General features: G+C 73.6%; 15 protein-coding genes. 8 read left to right on the forward strand and 7 right to left on the reverse strand.

Translation table 11 applies throughout. The features are described 5' to 3' along the window. Window positions 1–127: 127 nt before the first annotated feature. Window positions 128–808: a type 1 glutamine amidotransferase domain-containing protein gene (locus ACLWS4_RS30740; protein ID WP_416875839.1), complete on the reverse strand. Its 681-nt coding sequence runs from the start codon at window positions 806–808 to the stop codon at window positions 128–130. A 238-nt stretch (window positions 809–1,046) separates the two neighbouring features. On the opposite strand from ACLWS4_RS30740, the gene ACLWS4_RS30745 reads away from it, so the two are divergent. After that, window positions 1,047–1,958: a LysR family transcriptional regulator gene (locus tag ACLWS4_RS30745; protein WP_074003542.1), complete on the forward strand. Its 912-nt coding sequence runs from the start codon at window positions 1,047–1,049 to the stop codon at window positions 1,956–1,958. 54 nt (window positions 1,959–2,012) lie between these two features. On the opposite strand, the gene ACLWS4_RS30750 is transcribed toward ACLWS4_RS30745, so the two are convergent. From ACLWS4_RS30750 to ACLWS4_RS30765, 4 genes are all read right to left on the reverse strand, one after another. After that, complete coding sequence (locus tag ACLWS4_RS30750; protein WP_380741677.1) at window positions 2,013–2,846, reverse strand: ABC transporter permease subunit; 834 nt, start codon at window positions 2,844–2,846, stop codon at window positions 2,013–2,015. Then, a complete protein-coding gene (locus tag ACLWS4_RS30755; protein ID WP_181970457.1) occupies window positions 2,843–3,838 on the reverse strand; it encodes an ABC transporter ATP-binding protein in 996 nt (331 codons plus the stop codon). The genes ACLWS4_RS30750 and ACLWS4_RS30755 overlap by 4 nt, the downstream gene beginning before the upstream one ends. A gap of 155 nt (window positions 3,839–3,993) precedes the next feature. Then, entirely contained in the window at window positions 3,994–5,421 is a 1,428-nt protein-coding gene (locus ACLWS4_RS30760) for an RtcB family protein (protein WP_416875840.1), read from the reverse strand. Between the two features lie 49 nt (window positions 5,422–5,470). Continuing rightward, window positions 5,471–5,878, reverse strand: coding sequence for an archease (locus ACLWS4_RS30765; RefSeq protein ID WP_234348327.1), 408 nt, complete (start codon window positions 5,876–5,878; stop codon window positions 5,471–5,473). A gap of 315 nt (window positions 5,879–6,193) precedes the next feature. Between ACLWS4_RS30765 and ACLWS4_RS30770 the strand changes: the two genes are divergently transcribed. Then, complete coding sequence (locus tag ACLWS4_RS30770; RefSeq protein ID WP_416875841.1) at window positions 6,194–7,966, forward strand: DUF4157 domain-containing protein; 1,773 nt, start codon at window positions 6,194–6,196, stop codon at window positions 7,964–7,966. 58 nt (window positions 7,967–8,024) lie between these two features. On the opposite strand, the gene ACLWS4_RS30775 is transcribed toward ACLWS4_RS30770, so the two are convergent. Further along, complete coding sequence (locus ACLWS4_RS30775; protein WP_416875842.1) at window positions 8,025–9,215, reverse strand: ATP-binding protein; 1,191 nt, start codon at window positions 9,213–9,215, stop codon at window positions 8,025–8,027. Window positions 9,216–9,337: 122 nt separating this feature from the next. Then, window positions 9,338–10,003, reverse strand: coding sequence for a response regulator transcription factor (locus ACLWS4_RS30780; protein WP_049650922.1), 666 nt, complete (start codon window positions 10,001–10,003; stop codon window positions 9,338–9,340). A gap of 162 nt (window positions 10,004–10,165) precedes the next feature. Between ACLWS4_RS30780 and ACLWS4_RS30785 the strand changes: the two genes are divergently transcribed. From ACLWS4_RS30785 to ACLWS4_RS30810, 6 genes are all read left to right on the forward strand, one after another. Continuing rightward, the gene (locus ACLWS4_RS30785; RefSeq protein WP_074003548.1) at window positions 10,166–10,669 is read left to right on the forward strand and encodes a hypothetical protein; all 504 of its coding nucleotides are present in this window, start codon (window positions 10,166–10,168) and stop codon (window positions 10,667–10,669) included. Beyond that, the gene (locus ACLWS4_RS30790; protein WP_416875843.1) at window positions 10,659–11,750 is read left to right on the forward strand and encodes a peptidoglycan-binding protein; all 1,092 of its coding nucleotides are present in this window, start codon (window positions 10,659–10,661) and stop codon (window positions 11,748–11,750) included. The genes ACLWS4_RS30785 and ACLWS4_RS30790 overlap by 11 nt, the downstream gene beginning before the upstream one ends. Further along, window positions 11,747–12,457, forward strand: coding sequence for an ABC transporter ATP-binding protein (locus tag ACLWS4_RS30795; RefSeq protein ID WP_416875844.1), 711 nt, complete (start codon window positions 11,747–11,749; stop codon window positions 12,455–12,457). Before ACLWS4_RS30790 ends, ACLWS4_RS30795 begins: the two co-directional genes overlap by 4 nt. Continuing rightward, complete coding sequence (locus ACLWS4_RS30800) at window positions 12,454–13,650, forward strand: ABC transporter permease (RefSeq protein WP_416875845.1); 1,197 nt, start codon at window positions 12,454–12,456, stop codon at window positions 13,648–13,650. The genes ACLWS4_RS30795 and ACLWS4_RS30800 overlap by 4 nt, the downstream gene beginning before the upstream one ends. Window positions 13,651–13,794: 144 nt before the next feature. Beyond that, entirely contained in the window at window positions 13,795–14,187 is a 393-nt protein-coding gene (locus ACLWS4_RS30805; protein ID WP_380777072.1) for a hypothetical protein, read from the forward strand. Between the two features lie 5 nt (window positions 14,188–14,192). After that, window positions 14,193–16,649, forward strand: coding sequence for a DUF4132 domain-containing protein (locus ACLWS4_RS30810; RefSeq protein ID WP_416875850.1), 2,457 nt, complete (start codon window positions 14,193–14,195; stop codon window positions 16,647–16,649). Window positions 16,650–16,722: the final 73 nt, after the last annotated feature.

Below are 16,722 nucleotides of genomic sequence, written 5' to 3' on the forward strand. Positions count from 1 at the left end.
GGACGGCCGTACGGCGCGGGCACCCGCCCGCGCCGTACCCGCCGTGGGCTCCTCACCCGTTCAGGCAGCTCCCGTGCACGGGCGACCGCACGGACCGGCCGTTCCGCCGCTACTTCCCCTACTTCCCCTACTTCCCCGTGTCCTTCAGCAGCCGCAGCAGCCCGGTCGCCACCAGGGCCGAGGAGGCCGGGTTCTGACCGGTCACCAGGTTGCGGTCGACCACCGCGTGCGGCGCCCAGGGCTCGCCCTCCTCGAAGTCCACGCCGAGCCCGACCAGCCGGTCCTGGAGCAGCCACGGCGCGCGGTCCGCCAGGCCGGCCTGGGTCTCCTCGGCGTTGGTGAAGCCGGTCACCCGGTACCCGGCGAAGGGCGAGCCGCCGTCCTCGGTCCGCGCGGCGAGCAGCGCGGCCGGGCCGTGGCAGACCACTCCGAGCGGGCGCCCGGAGGCGAGCACCCGGGTGAGCAGCCGGCCGGAGTCGGCGTCGACCGCCAGGTCCTCCATCGGGCCGTGGCCGCCGGGGTAGAACACGGCGTCGTAGTCGGCCGGGTCGACCTCGGCCAGCACCAGCGGCTGCCGGAACTCGGCGATCCCCGCCAGTTCCTCGGCCATCGCCGGGTCGGTCAGACTGGCCCGGTCCGCGACCGGGACGACACCGCCGGGGGTGGCGACGGCGACCCGGTGGCCGGCCTCGGCGAAGGCCCGGTACGGGACGACCGCCTCCTCCGCCCAGAAGCCGGTCGGGTGCTCGGTGCCGTCGTTCAGGGTCCAGACCTTCGAACCGGTCAGGACGAACAGGATGTCGGCCATGGGGGTGTGCCTCCGGGGGTGCCGCGGTCTCCGCCACGACGGTCCGCCGCGGCGCTCACGCGGTCGACGCTAGACGCGCCCGGCCCGCGGGAACCAATGGGCCACGCGATACGAGGCATCGGGATTCCGATACCTCACCCGGACCGTCGAGCCGGTCGCCGAGCTCAGCACCGAACCCACCATCGGGGCCACCATCGGGCCCACCGCCGAGCCATCGGAATCCCGTACGCTCACGGGCATGAGCGATCGCCCGGCCACCGGCTCCGGCCCGCTGGACCTCAACCAGCTGCGGACCTTCCTCGCCGTGCACCGGGCGGGCTCCTTCACCGCGGCCGCGCACCTGCTGGGCCTGTCCCAGTCCACGGTGACCGCGCAGATCCGGGCACTGGAGCAGCGGCTCGGCCGGGAGCTGTTCGAACGCCGGGCCCGCGGGGTCAGCCCGCTGCCGTACGCCGACGACCTCGCCGCCCGCCTGGCCGGGCCCCTGGACCGGCTCGCGGGCCTCGCCGACGGGCGCGGCGGCGGCGCGCCGGAGCCGGTGCACCTGGCCGGGCCGGCCGAGTTCCTCGGCACCGTCCTGCTGGCCGAGCTGGCCCCGCTGGTCGCGCAGGGCGTCCAGCTGCGGGTGACCGGCGGGCTCACCGACCCGCTGCTGGCGGAACTGCGCGCCGGGCAGCACGACCTGGTGGTCGCCACCCGGCGTCCGCGCGGCCGGACGCTGCTCGCCGAACCGCTCGCCGACGAGGAGTTCGTTCTGGTCGCGGCCCCGGTCTGGGCCGAGCGGCTGGCCGGCCGGGAGCTGCCCGACGCGCTGGCCGAGGCACCGCTGCTCAGCTACGCCGAGGACCTGCCGATCGCCCGCCGCTACTGGCGGCACGTCTTCGACCGGCGGCTGCACGCCCGGGCCGCGGTCACCGTGCCGGACCTGCGGGCGCTGCTCTCGGCGGTGACCGCGGGCGCGGGCTGGAGCGTGCTGCCCGGCTACCTGTGCCGGGCCGAACTCGCCTCCGGGGCCCTGCGGTTGCTGCACGAGCCGGCCGATCCGCCGATCAACACCGCCTACCTGGTGCGCCGCCCGGCCGGCTCGGCCAACCCGCACGTGGCCCTGGTCCGCGAACACCTGCTGGCCGCGGCCCGCACCTGGGGCTGACCGGCCGCACCCCCGCCGACCGGCCGCCCACCAGCCCCACACCGCGCCCCGGGATCAGACCGCCAGGTCCCGCCGTTCCAGCAGCCGGAAGGCCGCCACCAGCCCGAGCAGCCCCACCCCGAGCAGCACGCCGAACGCCGCCCACGGCACCCCGCCGTGGCCGAGCACGTCGCCCGGCGCGTAGTAGTGGAACGGGCTGAGGTAGCGCAACGGCCGGGCCGGGGACCAGGCCAGCGCGACGAAGTTGAGCGCGAAGCCGACCGCGCCGAAGGCGACGGCCGCGCCGACCACATGGGCCCGCCGCCGGCTGACCGCTGAGACCGCCAGCACCGGTCCGGTCAGGCAGAACGCGAGGGCGCAGCCGAGCAGTCCGGCGGTGAACACCGCGCCCTCCGGGACGGCCTCGCGCAGCGGCGCGGAGGCGGCCACCCCGAGCGCGAGGGTCAGCGTGGCGGCGGCGTTGAGCAGCACCGAGGCGGCGACCAGGGCGCCGGTCCGCTCGGCGAGCAGCCGGCGGCGGGAGACCGGGCGGGTCATCAGCAGCTCGATGGTGCCGGACTCGACGTCGGCCGCGACGGCGGCGGCGCCGAGCGAGCCGATCACGGTCAGCTGGAGGGCGATCCAGAACGGGTGGGTGAGCCCGGCGCCGAGCAGGCCGGGGTAACTGGCGATGGAGACGTCGCCGTTGGAACCGCTGAAGGCCTTGAACGCGCCGGGCGGGGTGCGGCCGCCGCCGAACAGGTCGCCGGGCGGGATGGTCCCGGCGATCACCACGATCAGGGCCTCGAAGACGACCATGCCGAACAGCAGGGAGAGCAGCATCCGGCGCCGCCGGTGCAGGGCGAGCCAGACCAGCGGGAGGCGGCGGTTGACGGTGCCCGGGTTCACGGCCGCTCCTCCCGCTCCGGCCGGCTGCCGCCGGTCGAAGGCTCCTCGGCCCCGACGGACCGGTAGAGGTCGAGGAAGGCCTCGTCCAGGCCCGCCTCCTCCACCGTCAGGTCGGCGACCGGCAGTTCGGCGAGCAGGCTGCGCACCGCCGCGACCACCTCGTCCGGCGGCACCAGCAGCTCCACCCGCGGGCCGTCCCAGCGCGGCGACCACCGCTCGGCGGCGCCCAGCGGCCGGGCGCCCCGCCCGTCGTCGAGGAGCAGCCGGACCCGGCGGGCCCGGGCCTGGCGCAGCTCGGCCACCGAGCGGACGGTGACCAGCCGGCCGTGGCGGACGATGGCGACCCGGCCGCAGGTCCGCTGCACCTCGGGCAGCACGTGGCTGGAGAGCAGGACGGTCCGTCCGGCCGCGGCCTCCTCGGCGAGCAGTTCGTAGAAGGTCTCTTGGACGAGCGGGTCGAGCCCCTCGCTCGGCTCGTCCAGCACCACCACCGGCGGCCGGTGCTGGAGCGACTGGACGAGTCCGAGCTTCTGCTTCATGCCGCGCGAGTACTGCCCCACCGGCCGGGCCAGGTCGGCCCGGGAGAGCTTCAACCGCTCGCACAGCTCGCGCTGGCGCGGGACCGGGGCGCCCTGGAGGGCGGCGAGCAGGTCGAGGGTCTGCTGCCCGGTGAGCTCGGGGTAGAGCCGCAGTTCGCCGGGCAGGTAGCCGATCGAGGGGGCGAGCCGGCCGTGGTCGGCCACCGGGTCCAGGCCGAGCACCCGCACCTGCCCGTCGCTGGGGCCGAGCAGGCCGACCAGGCAGCGCAGCGTGGTGGTCTTGCCGGCGCCGTTGGGGCCAAGCAGGCCGAACACCTCGCCGGCCTCGACCGACACGTCCAGCTGTTCGATGCCGACCGTACTGCCGTAGCGCTTGGTGAGCGCCCGCAGTTCGATCACCGGACCGCCTCCGGTGCCCCGGCGGTCGACGGCTGGATCCGGGCTTCCCGGCATGACCACCTCCTGTGAGGGACGCGCCCGACGGTGCCGGACGGGCTCCAGCGACGGGATGCGATCCGTCGCCGGACGCGCCCCGGTGACGGACGCGTCCGACATCCAAGCGCGCCCGGCCGGGCGAGTCGAGGGACGCGGCCGAAACGGAGGGTGTCTCACCCCTTGCACACCCCCAGCGGCACCAGCCGGGCGACCTGCCGGGCGAGCCCCGCGGCCTCGGTCACGGCGGCCACCGCGTCGACGTCCTTGTACGCCTCGGGGGTCTCCTCGGCCAGCGCCCGCCAGGAGGCCGGCCGCACCGCGATCCCCCGCGCCTCCAGCTCGCACTTCAACCGCTCGCCGCGCACGGTGCGCAGCGCCTGGTGGCGGCTCAGCACCCGCCCGGCGCCGTGGCAGGCGGAGCGGAAGGCCTCGTTGCCGGGCAAGCCGACCATGACGTACGAGGCGGTGCCCATGGTGCCCGGCACCAGCACCGGCTGCCCGGCCTCCACCAGGTCGGCGGGCAGGTCGGGGTCGCCCGGCGGCAGCGCCCGGGTGGCGCCCTTGCGGTGCACGCACAGCGTCCGGAACTCGCCGTCGACCTCGTGGGTCTCCAGCTTGGCGAGGTTGTGCGAGACGTCGTAGACCAGCTCCAGCCCGACGCCGAGCACGGTGGCGAAGGCGCGGCGGGCCGCCTCGGCGAGCAGCTGCCGGTTGGCCCGGCCGTAGTTGGCGGCCGCGGTCATGGCGCCCAGGTAGGCGCGGCCGCGCGGGGAGTCGACCGGGGTGCAGGCGAGCTGGCGGTCCGGGAGCTCGATCCGGTAGCGGTGCAGTTCGCGGTCCATGGCGCGGACGTGGTCGGTGCAGATCTGGTGGCCGAGGCCGCGCGAACCGCAGTGGATCATGACGCAGACCTGGCCCGGCCGCAGTCCGAAGGCGGCGGCGGTCCGCGGGTCGTGCACCCGGTCGACGGCCTGCACCTCCAGGAAGTGGTTGGCCGATCCGAGGCTGCCGACCTGCTGCAGCCCGCGCTCGACGGCCCGGGTGCTCACCTCCCCGGGAGCCGCGCCGGCCAGCACGCCACGGTCCTCGCAGCGTTCCAGGTCGCGCGGCACGCCGTGGCCGTGCTCGACGGCGTAGCGGGCGCCGCCGATCAGCAGCTCGTCCAGCTCCTCCGGTCCGCCGAGCCGCCACAGGCCGCCCCGGCCCAGGCCGCGCGGGACGGTGCGGTCCAGCAGGTCCATCAGTCGGCCGATCCGCTCCGGGTCGAGTTCGTCCCGGCCGACCCCGGCCGCCAGCAGCCGGACCCCGCAGGAGATGTCGAAGCCCACCCCGCCCGGCGAGACCACCCCGCCCCGCTCGACGTCGGTCGCGGCGACCCCGCCGATCGGGAAGCCGTAGCCCCAGTGCACGTCCGGCATCGCGAAGGAGGCGCGGACGATCCCGGGCAGCGTCGCCACGTTCGCCACCTGCTCCAGCGCCTTGTCCCCGGCGGCCTGCGGCAGCAGCGCGGCGCTCGCGAACACCACCCCGGGCACCCGCATCGGCGGGCGCGGCTCGATCCGCCAGCGGTACCGGCCGGCCTCGGTCAGTGCGATCTCCACCTCGCTCACCCCGCTCCCGCGGCTCCGGCCCACCGCGCCGGGACCGGTCTCAGACGTCCACCGTGGCCTGGCAGGTCCAGCCGTCCGGCCCGGCGCTCAGGTCCAGGTCGTGCAGTGAGACGGCCTTCGGCACGGCGCCGACCAGGGCGGCCGTGGCGGCATCGGCCATCCGGAACCGGACCGCCACCCGACGGGCGCCGTCCAGGCCCTCGATCGGACCGACCGCCACCGCCACCGGCAGCTCGCCGTCGACGTCCATCCGGTAGACGACCTCCTCCAGGACGCCCGCCAGCAGGTCCGGATCGCTCACCGCGAGGACCGTGCAGCCGCGCTCGCCGACGATCCGCGCGCCGGCCAGGTCGGCGAAACTGCCGACGACGCCGTGCACCAGCTCGCCGATACAGCCCTCCGCCGTCGGCGCCCAGGCCTCGACCCGCAGGTCGGCCGTGTGCGGCACACTCCGGTGCCCGCTGGCGGACCGGCCGGCAGGCTCGTCTCCGTCCACGAACGACGCCTCCCGCACCCGTCTCCCTCTCCCCTCCAGCCTCGTCCCGCAGCCCACCCGGGGGCAAGTGCGGCCCGCACCGGAGGCCGGGTGCCGTAGCAGGCCCTCGCGCAGGGCGATGGCGTACGGCCGAACGGTGGCCGTGTCTGCGCGACGGGCAGCGCGTCGTGCCCGATCAGGCAGCCCGGACTGCCTTCGCGCCTCTGGTGGAGCCCCTGCCCGTCTGTTAGTCAGGAGGGTGACCGCCTGCCGTGCGAGAGGGAGACCATGCACGCCCAGCACAGCGCGAAGACCGATGAGGCCGAGCGCAGCCGTCCACCGGCGAGCAAGCCCGCGATCGGGGGCGCGCCGCCTCTCCTGGCCCTCCAGCGCAGCGTCGGCAACGCGGCGGTCGTCCGGATGCTCCGCCGGACCGGACGGCCAGGGGCTCAGGAAGAGCCCAGGCAGGGCGACGAATTCGACCACGGGCAGACCGAACACGCCGTTCAGCGCTCCACCGTCCAGGACGTGCTGCGCTCCCCGGGGCGTCCGCTCGACCACGGCACGCGCGCCGAGATGGAAGGCCGGCTCGGCGCGGACTTCTCGGACGTCCGCATCCACACGGACGCGGCCGCGCGGGCCTCGGCAGTGGACGTGGGCGCCCGCGCCTACACCTCCGGCCACCACGTCGTCATCGGCGAGGGCGGAGGCGACAAGCACACCCTCGCCCACGAACTCACCCACGTCATCCAGCAGCGCCAAGGCCCCGTCGCCGGAACGGACGACGGCACCGGGGTGAAGGTCTCCGACCCCTCCGACCGCTTCGAACGCGAGGCCGAGGCCAACGCCGTTCGCGTCATGCGGCGGTCGGTGCATCCGCCGGCGCGGGCCGAGGGCGGAGCCGCCGTCGGCACCCGTACCGACGTAGCGGTGCAGCGCGCGTCGGCGGAGGAGGACCGCGAGGTCGCGGCGAACCTCGCGGAGGCCGCCGGCGGGCGCCTCGGGAGCACCGAGCCGTGGGCGCGCGAGACGTTCGATCCCCATGACACGGAGATCGGCGCGGACAGGACCGGTGTCCACATCGCCAGTGTCCAGGCCCCCACGGACAAGGTGATGAAAGCGGGTGCGCAGTGGTCGGCCGTCGAGCTGGATAAGAAGAAGAAGCTCCTGGGCGAGGCGCTGGACACCGCGTTCCTCGAATGGAGCAAGCGGTACGACCCGGAGCAGGTGTACATCTTCACCGCGCCGGAGTACTACTTCAGCGGCCAGGGCACCCACTTCCTGAGCGGGGACCAGGCGGCCGGCGTGGACGAGTGGCTCGCCGACCGCCTGGCGATCCTGCCCAGCAACTACCTGGTGGTGCCGGGAACCATCGGCCGCCGACGTTCCCTCGACGCGCACGAATCGGACCAGGCGCGCGCCGAACAGCAGGAGGGCCGGAAGCGGCTCAAGGAGAACATGGGTGCCGACAACGGATACGCGAAGGACTCGGTAGCGGAGCTGGAGGAGATCTGGGAGCAAGGACCTGACCCCGACGGGTCGGGCAACGTGACCGTGTTCGACAACTACGCGCGTGTCTTCCAGGGCGGCCAGGATCCGAAGACCTACACGAAGCGTTTCGAGGCGCCGGACTGGGGAGGAGCTCCGGACCGTTCACCGGAGGAGATGGAGCAAGGCTTCTTCGCCATCGGGCAGGAGAACTTCGAGACCACGGTGAAGGGCGTTCAGGTCCGCCTCCAAATATGCTCGGACAACGCCGCGGAGAGCCTCTGGAACGAACCGTACGAAGGCGTCCACATCCTGGTGGCAGCGAACTTCGGCGACGCGGGCGAGAGCCAGGCCAACATGCACGGGGACACCTTCGTCGTGGCCGACTCGGGACATTCCCAGCTCTTCGAGGCCGACAATCCGGTCCCGCCGGCGGACAGCGTCGAGGACCTCCGGTACCACGCTGCCGAGAAGCGGAAGATGACGGGCAAGAGCCCGGAGGCGACCAGCACGAAGGGACCGGTCTCGCTGAACTTCTACCGCACGGCGACCCGGGAACCCACCGCCCAGTAGGCGCCGGGGCGGTGGGCGAGGCCGATCGCGTGCCCTGCGGGTGCCCCTGGCCGCCGGGTCAGGCCGTGGGGAACTCGACCCGGACGCGCAGTCCGCCCGTGCTGCCGGGGTCGGCGGTGACGGTGGCGTGGTGGGCGCGCGCGATGGAGGCGACGATGGACAGGCCCAGGCCCGCGCCCTCACGCGGGCTGTGCCGACGCTCCTGGAGGCGGCGGAAGGGCTCGAAGAGGTAGGGGACCGTCTCCGGCGGCACCTGGGGGCCGGTGTTGGCGACCTCCAGGACGCCGTCGCGCACGTCGACGTCGACCCGGCCGCCGTCGTGGTTGTAGCGCAGGGCGTTGCCGACCAGGTTGCGTACCAGGTGTGCCAGCAGCACCGGATCACCGTCGACGGACACGGGGGCGGTGTCGGTCCGGACGGTGACGCCGTTCGCCCGGGCTTCCTCCGGGGCGGCGCACTCGGCGGCCACCGCGCGGGCCAGCCGGTCCAGTGCGACCGGTTCGCGGTGGTCCAGCCTCTGGTCGGAGACGGACAGCAACAGCAGGCCCTCGATGAGCCGTTCACTGCTCTCGGAGACCTCGATCAGTTTGCGGCGGACCCGGGCGACGGCGGCCGGGTCCCCGGTGGCCAGCCCGATCTCGGCCGCGGCCCGCTGCACCGCGAGCGGAGTGCGCAGTTCGTGTGCGGCGTTGGCCGCGAACCGCTGCTGCGCACCGACCAGTTGCTCCATGCGGTCGAGCATGTCGTCGAAGGTGTCGGCGAGCTGTTTGAGTTCGCCCGGGGGTGCGTCGAGGGCGATCCGCTCGTGCAGGTTCTCGCCCGAGAGCCGCCGCGCCGTGTTGGTGATCACCGCCACCGGGCGCAGCACCCGTCCCGACATCCACCAGGCCAGTGCCATCGAGATGACGGCGAAGGCGGCCAGGGCGATCAGGGAGACGGTCAGCAGCTGGTTCTGGGCGGCCTGCTCGGCGGCCTGGGTGACGACCTTGACGGCCTGGAAGTGGGACTGTCCGCCGTCGGCGGGGTCGGCTCCGGCGGGGGCGCTCCCGGGTGGGGCGTTCGCGGGTGCGGCGGTCCCCACCGTGAGGGTCTTCGCCGCCGCGGCGGGGTCCGGGGTCGCCAGTGTGGCCAGTCGCGGTTCGACGGCGACGGCCGTGCTGATCGAGGTGTACAGCCCCTCCCGGACCAGGAAGTTGACCAGGACGATGAGCATGGCCCCGGCGAGGACGAGCAGCCCGCCGTAGAGCATGGTCAGCCGGCCCCGCTCCCCGCCCGGCAGCCGCGGGCGTGCTCTGCCCGGTAGCCGCCGACGTGCTCTGCCCGGCAGCGGAAGCAGCGGAAGGCGGTTCGGGCCGACCGGGGCGGAGCGCCTCACGCCGGGACGCCGATGCGGTAGCCGTGGCCGGGCACGGTGTCGATGACCGAGGGCTCGCCGAGCTTGGCGCGGAGCTTGCTGAGGGCGACCCGGACCGCGTTGGTGCGGTATCCCATGTTCCGCTCCCACACCTGGTCGATCAGGTCCTCACCGCTGACCACGGCGCCCTCGGCCTGCATCAGCACCTCCAGGACGCCGAACTCCTTGCGGGACAGGGCGAGGTAGCGGCCCTCCCGGAAGGCCTGGCGGCGGGCGGTGTCGAGGGTGATGCCGGCACGTTCGATGACCGGCGGAAGGGCGGGGTGGGTGCGGCGGCCGAGGGCCAGGACCCGGGCCAGCAGTTCCTCGTAGGCGAACGGCTTGGTGAGGTAGTCGTCCGCGCCCAGGTCCAGGCCGTCGACGCGGTCGCGGACGGTGCCGGCGGCGGTGAGCATCAGCACCCGGGTCAGCAGCCGCTGCTCGACGACGCTCCGGCACACCTCGTCGCCGTGCGCTCCGGGCAGGTCGCGGTCGAGTACGAGCACGTCGTAGTCGGTGAGGCGAAGCCGTTCCAGCGCGTCGGCGCCGTTGTACACGACGTCGACGGCCAGGGCGTCGCGCCGCAATCCCTCGGCGATCATGTCCGCCAGGAATTCCTCGTCCTCCACGATCAGTACACGCATGACATCAGGTGTACCTGAAAGCCACCTTTCGTCGCCGTAAAGGTCTCGGCTGACAGCGGCGAAACGCGGGTGCGTGCCAGCCTCTGCGTCGTCGGTCACCCGGCATCGGAGACGTATCGGACGCGGTGGCCGGCCACTCGCAATCGGACACGGAGGAATTCCATGCGGAACCACATGCGGAACCACAGGTACGGCGCGGCGGCCGTGCTGGTGGCGGGGATGGCGCTGTTCACCGCGGCCTGTGGCGGAGGCGCCACGGGCTCCGGCGGGGGCGCCGGCTCGGACTCGTCGGGCAGGGGCGCGGCGGCGGACCAGGCCTACGAGCACCGTAAGTGCCTGCGCGAACACGGCGCCCAGGTGAAGGAGCCGGAGCCGGGCCAGGACCCGCGGGGCCTGGTCCTCGAGGGCGGCCAGGACAAGATGGCGGAAGCCCTCAAGGCCTGCGGTGGAGCCGGTGGCGCGGGCGGCGCGAAGATGTCCCAGGCCGACAAGGACAGGGCGCTCAAGTTCGCCCAGTGCATGCGCGGTAACGGTGTGGACATGCCGGACCCGAAGTTCGACGGCGACTCGGCGATGTCGGGACAGGCGATGAAGGTCCCGGAGGGCCCCGACAAGGACAGGTTCGACAAGGCGAACAAGGCGTGCAGTGGTCAGAATGCGGAGTGAGCGCGGGCGGAGCCGCCGAACGTACCTGATCGCCGCGCTGGTCACCTCGGTCTCGCTGGTGGGCGGGGTCACGGCCCTCTCGCAGACCGGCGGCGGCGCGAGCGCCGGCACGGACCGCACGGACGGGCTGCCGCCGAGCACGGGCTCGGTGGAACGACAGGACCTGAGCAGCCGGACCCAGGTGGACGGGACCCTCGGGTACGCCGAGGAGCGCCGGTTCAACGCCGGTGTGACGGGCACCCTCACCTGGCTCCCGGAGGCCGGCGCGGTGGTGGAACGCGACGGGGTCCTCTACGAGGTCGACGGCCGGAAGGTCCGGCTCATGGTCGGCGAGCGCCCCGTGTACCGGACGCTGAAGGCCGGCGACAAGGGGCCGGACGTCAGACAGCTGAAGGAGAACCTCCGCGCCCTGGGCCACGGCAAGGGGCTGGCCGCGGACGAGGAGTTCACCCCCGGCACCGTGGAGGCGGTCAAGCGCTGGCAGAAGGCCCACGGTCTGGCCCAGACCGGCGAGATCGGCCCCGAGCAGATCGCCTTCTCGCCCGGTCCGGTGCGGATCAAGAAGAACGACGCGGCCGTCGGCGACCAGGCCGCTCCCGGCAAGCCGGTCCTCACCACCACCGGCTCCGAACGGCAGGTGCAGATCAGGATCGAGGTCTCCCGGGCCGACCTCGCCAAGCCCGGTACCCGGGTCGAGGTCGCTCTGCCCGGCGGCGGCAGGGCCAAGGGCAAGGTCGCCTCCGTCGACCGCACCATCGGTGAGGACGGCAAGGAGCAGGGCTCCCAGGACAAGCCCGCCAAGATCACCGCCCGGGTGGTCTTCGACGACCCGGGGCAGGCCGAGGGCTTCGACCAGGCGCCGGTCACCGTCGAGCTCGAGGGCGAGGTCCGCGAGGGCGTGCTGACGGTACCGGTCAACGCCCTGCTCGCGCTGACCGGCGGGGGCTTCGGCATCCAGGTCGTGGAGAACGGGAAGGTGCGCGAAGTCCCGGTCGAGCTCGGCATGTTCGGACAGGGCCGGGTCGAGGTCAGCGGGACCGGCCTGGCCGAGGGAATGAAGGTCGGGGTGCCCACGTCATGAGCGCGGTGGTCGAGTTGAACCAGGTCACCAAGGAGTATCCGGGCGGGGTCGTGGCGCTGCAGGGGGTGGACCTGCGCATCGGAAGCGGCGAACTGCTCGCCATCGTCGGCCCTTCGGGGTCGGGCAAGTCCACCCTGCTGCACATCGTCGGCACCCTGGACCGGCCCAGCGCCGGATCCGTCACCCTGGCGGGCCACGACGTCGCCGCCCTCTCCGACCGCCGGCTGTCCGCCCTGCGCGCCCGGCACATCGGCTTCGTCTTCCAGTCATTCCACCTGGTGGCCGGGGTCAGCGCCCGGGACAACGTCGCCGAGGGCCTGCTCTACTCGGGCCTGCCGCGCGCCCAGCGCCGCAGGCGCGCGGCCCTGGCCCTGGAACGGGTCGGGCTCGCGGACCGCATGCACCACCGGCCGCACGAGCTGTCGGGCGGCCAGCGGCAGCGGGTGGCGATCGCCCGGGCGGTGGTCGGCGAGCCGGACCTGCTGCTGGCCGACGAGCCGACCGGCGCGCTGGACTCCGCCTCGAGCGAAGCGGTGATGGAGCTGCTGCACGACCTCAACGCCGACGGTGCCACCATCGCGGTGATCACCCACGACGGCGAGATCGCCGACAGCCTGCCCCGCCAGGTCCGGATCCGCGACGGCCGCGTCGTGGCGGACCTGCGCACCGGCGCCGCCGTCCCGGCCGATCGGGGTGAGGAGCGATGAGCCGCACACGGCTCTCCCCGGCCCGGCTCGGCCCCCGTGACGTCCTCCACGTCGGCTCGGCCGGCCTGCGCACCCGGCCGCTGCGGGTGGTGCTGTCCGCGCTGGGCATCGCCATCGGCATCGCCACCATGATCGCGGTGGTCGGCATCTCCTCCTCCAGCAAGGCCCAACTCCTGCGGCAGCTCGACCGGTTGGGGACCAACCTGCTGGTGGCCTCCCCCGGCCAGGGGCTGTTCGGCGAGAAGGTGAAGCTGCCCGAGGAGTCGGTCGGCATGCTGAGCCGCGTCCCCGGGGTCGAACAGGTCGGCGCGACCGGTGACCTGGCGCAGTCCGTCCGGCGCAGCGAGAAGATCCCCGACGACGAGACCGGCGGCATCACCGTGAAGGCCGCCACCGAAGGACTGCTGGACGTCGTACGCGGCGCGGTCGGCTCGGGCACCTGGCTCAACGAGGCCAACGGGCGCTACCCGTCGACGGTGCTCGGACACGTCGCGGCCCAGCGCCTGGGCATCACCGCCCCCGGCCAGCAGGTCCACATCGGCGGCCGGTACTTCACCGTCATCGGCATCCTCGACCCGCTGCCGCTGGCTCCCGAGATCGAGCGGGCCGCCCTGGTCGGCTGGGACGGCGCCGGCACGCTGCTGGGCTTCGACGGCCACCCGACCCAGATCTACGAACGGTCGACGGACCGGACGGTCAGCGCGGTCCGCGAGCTGATCCCCCGCACCGTCGATCCGCAGAACCCGCACAACGTGCAGGTCACCGACCCCTCCTCGGCGCTCCAGGCCAAGGCCGCCACCGAGGGGGCGTTCACCGACCTCCTGCTCGGGCTGGGCGGGGTGGCGCTCCTGGTCGGCGGCGTCGGGGTCGCCAACACGATGATCATCTCGGTGCTGGAGAGGCGCCACGAGATCGGACTGCGCCGCTCCCTGGGCGCCACCAGGGGCCAGATCCGCCTCCAGTTCGTGACCGAGTCCCTCCTGCTCTCCGGACTGGGCGGACTGGCCGGCGTGGCCCTGGGCGCGGCCGCCACCTACGCCTTCGCCGCCTCGGGCGGCCTGCCCTGGGTGGTCCCCCCGTGGGCCGTCACCGGGGGCTTCGCCGCCACCCTGCTCATCGGCACGGTCGCCGGCCTCTACCCGGCCGTCCGGGCCGCCCGCCTCTCCCCGACCCTCGCCCTCCACGCCGCCTAGCGGGCCGCACGGGTGGGGCACCCCTCCGGGCGCCCCACCCGCCGGTCCACGGCCTGCCGGCCAGGGCACGGGTGGCCCGGCTCCAGCAATCCCGCGCCACTCTGCCGGACGTCAGTGTCAGGGTGGGCCCGTACTGTTCACGGCATGGCAATCGTGATGTTCGTCGACGAGACGACGGCTGGGGACCGGAGCGACGGGTGGGGGCTGGAGGTTCTCGAGGAGAGGCTCACCGTGCGTGAGCTGATCCGGCGCAGGGTGTTCCAGGAGGTCGCCGAGTACAACGCGAAGGCACCGCAGGTGTTCCAGGGGCTGGTGCGGCCGCACGATGCCGAGCGGGTGCTGAACGGGTACGCGCTGCGCACACCGCGCCGGATCGATCCGGAGGCGCAGAGCGAGCTGGCGCTCCGGGCGTTCGCGGGCAACGGCTTCCTGGTGCTGGTGGGGGAACGCCAGGTCACCGACGCGGAGGAGGAGGTCGAGCTCGGCCTCGGCACCGAGGTCACGTTCCTGAAGCTCGTTCCGCTGGTGGGGGGATGACGGTGATGGACTTCCAGGAGATCACGGAGCTGGTCCGGCAGTACGCAGGAGAGGCGGATGACCTCGCCGTCGAGCTGCTGAAGCTGGGAACAGGGAGGCACAGCGGCTACTGGGAGGGACGGTGGGACGGCGCCTTCGCCGAGTTGCGCGCGCTGCCGTCCGAGGCCCGGACCGCGCTCGCCGACGCGCTGGTCGGGCAGTACCACTCGGCCGAGGCCGGCCCGGTCGCCCGCGGGAACGTTCTCATCCTGCTGGCTGTCGTCGCGCACGGTCTGCCCGGCGACCGGCTCACGGCGGAGCGCACGGAGAAGCTCGACGAGCTCGGCCACGAGAACTCCGTGGTGCACAGCGGCCGTCACCTGCTCCTCGCCAAGGCCGAGCTCGGGGCCGGCCGCCCCCTCACTCCCGAGGTCGTGGCCGTCTACCGGCGCTCGGCCCTGGACACCTACGGCAGGAAGCCGCTCGTCGAGTTCGCCGGCACGCTCACCGAGCCCGTCCTCAACGTCGGTGAGGAATGGGCCGAGCAGGCCCTGCGGGACACCCTGGACGACCCCGACTGGCAGGCACTCCTGCGGCACGCGACGACCGCCACAGCCGCCAAGCCCTCCCGCCCGTGGGAGCAGCGGGCCGAACGCCTGATCCTCCCCCTCGGTGCCGACCGCGTCCGGACCACCCTGCTGCCCTGGCTCGCCCTCGTCGGCCGCCGCACCTTCGCGCTGAACCATGAACTCCTCGGGTCCGACGGACACAGCGCCTACGACCCGTACAACGCCAACGCCCTGCGCGGACTGACCTGGATGCTCGCCCTGCTGCCGGCCCATCCGGACACCGCCCGCGCCCTCGGCGCGCTGGTCGAGACCTCCCTCAGGAAGATCCCCGGGCTCGGCCCGCGCAACCCGAAGGTCGCCAACGCCGCCACGACCGCGCTCTCCCGCATCGACGGCGAAGCGGCCCTCGCCGAACTCGCCCGCCTGGCCACCCGCGTGACGTACAAGGGCACGCTCAAGCTGCTCGACACCGCGCTCCGGACCCGGGCCGAGGCGCTGGGCCTGTCCCGCGAGGAGGTCGAGGAGATCGCCGTCCCCGCCTACGGGCTGACCGGGGTCGGCCGGGCCGAGCCGCGTCTGGGCGAGGCCACGGCGGTCCTGGAGGTCCGGGGCACCAGGGTGTTCCTCGGCTGGCGCAACGCCGCGGGCAAGGAGGTCAAGAGCGTGCCCGCCGCCGTCAAGCGCGACCACGCCGAGCAGCTCAAGGAGCTGAAGACAGCGGTCAAGGACATCGACAAGATGCTCTCCGCCCAGAGCGAGCGTCTGGACCGGCAGTTCCTCGGCCGCCGCACCTGGCCGTACACCGCCTGGCGCGAGCGGTACCTCGACCACCCCCTGGTCGGCACCCTGGCCCGACGGCTGCTGTGGACGGTCGACGGCACGACCGTCGGATTCGCGGACGGCGAGCTGCGCACCCTCACCGACGACCCGGTGCGCGAAGGGGCCGAGGTCCGGCTCTGGCACCCGGTGGGCCACGAGCCCGCCCAGGTCGTGGCCTGGCGTGACTGGCTGGAGCGGCACGAGATCACCCAGCCGTTCAAGCAGGCCCACCGCGAGGTGTACCTGCTGACCGACGCCGAGCGCGCGACAGGGACGTACTCCAACCGTTTCGCCGCGCACGTCCTGCGCCAGCACCAGTTCCACTCCCTGACGTCGGCCCGGGGGTGGCGCAACAAGCTGCGCCTGATGGTCGACGACTCGGCCCCGCCCGCCACCCGTGCGCTGCCGCAGTGGGGGTTGCGCGCCGAGTACTGGATCCACGGGGAAGGCGACGAGTACGGGGACGACACCACCGAGTCGGGCAGTTACCTGCGTCTGGCCACCGACCAGGTCCGCTTCTACCCGATCGACGCGCCGGAGAACGCGGCGGACTGCTACGGCAGTGAGTACCGCATGTGGCCGGAGGCCGGCGCCGGGCCGGTGAAGCCCGTCCAGCTCGCCGAGGTCCCGCCGCTCGTGCTGTCCGAAGTCCTGCGCGACGTGGACCTGTTCGTGGGCGTGGCCAGCATCGGCAACGACCCGGCCTGGCAGGACGGCGGACCGGAGGGCCGCTTCAGGGACTACTGGAGGTCGTACGGCTTCGGTGAGCTCGGCCAGGGTGCCGAGACGCGCCGCATGCTGCTGGAGCGGCTCGTGCCCCGGCTGGCGATAGCCGACCGCTGCACCCTTGAGGGCCGCTTCCTCCACGTGAAGGGCGAGCGCCACACGTACAAGATCCACCTCGGCTCGGGGAACATCCTGATGACGCCGAACGACCAGTACCTGTGCATCGTCCCGAAGTCCGCCGCGGCCGCCCCGCAGACCGGCTACCTCCCCTTCGAGGGCGACCGCCTGCTGGCCGTGATCCTCAGCAAGGCGATGATGCTGGCCGAGGACACGAAGATCACGGACCCGACGATCCTGAGCCAGCTCTAGGGCCTGTGTGAGGTTGCGATCAGTCGGCGTCTCGCAGGAGGTCGTCGACCCAGATCATCGAGGCGCGGAGGTG

Source organism: Kitasatospora sp. SC0581 (assembly GCF_048159585.1).
GTDB lineage: Bacteria > Actinomycetota > Actinomycetes > Streptomycetales > Streptomycetaceae > Kitasatospora.

Bases quoted from the DNA above. Each gene is read 5' to 3' on its own strand.
- ACLWS4_RS30745 (WP_074003542.1), top strand. From the start codon at position 1,047: ATGAGCGATCGCCCGGCCACCGGCTCCGGCCCGCTGGACCTCAACCAG.
- ACLWS4_RS30810 (WP_416875850.1), top strand. From the start codon at position 14,193: ATGGACTTCCAGGAGATCACGGAGCTGGTCCGGCAGTACGCAGGAGAG.
- ACLWS4_RS30795 (WP_416875844.1), top strand. From the start codon at position 11,747: ATGAGCGCGGTGGTCGAGTTGAACCAGGTCACCAAGGAGTATCCGGGC.
- ACLWS4_RS30740 (WP_416875839.1), bottom strand. From the start codon at position 808: ATGGCCGACATCCTGTTCGTCCTGACCGGTTCGAAGGTCTGGACCCTG.
- ACLWS4_RS30755 (WP_181970457.1), bottom strand. From the start codon at position 3,838: ATGCCGGGAAGCCCGGATCCAGCCGTCGACCGCCGGGGCACCGGAGGC.
- ACLWS4_RS30785 (WP_074003548.1), top strand. From the start codon at position 10,166: ATGCGGAACCACATGCGGAACCACAGGTACGGCGCGGCGGCCGTGCTG.
- ACLWS4_RS30770 (WP_416875841.1), top strand. From the start codon at position 6,194: ATGCACGCCCAGCACAGCGCGAAGACCGATGAGGCCGAGCGCAGCCGT.
- ACLWS4_RS30805 (WP_380777072.1), top strand. From the start codon at position 13,795: ATGGCAATCGTGATGTTCGTCGACGAGACGACGGCTGGGGACCGGAGC.
- ACLWS4_RS30790 (WP_416875843.1), top strand. From the start codon at position 10,659: ATGCGGAGTGAGCGCGGGCGGAGCCGCCGAACGTACCTGATCGCCGCG.
- ACLWS4_RS30780 (WP_049650922.1), bottom strand. From the start codon at position 10,003: ATGCGTGTACTGATCGTGGAGGACGAGGAATTCCTGGCGGACATGATC.
- ACLWS4_RS30775 (WP_416875842.1), bottom strand. From the start codon at position 9,215: ATGCTCTACGGCGGGCTGCTCGTCCTCGCCGGGGCCATGCTCATCGTC.
- ACLWS4_RS30800 (WP_416875845.1), top strand. From the start codon at position 12,454: ATGAGCCGCACACGGCTCTCCCCGGCCCGGCTCGGCCCCCGTGACGTC.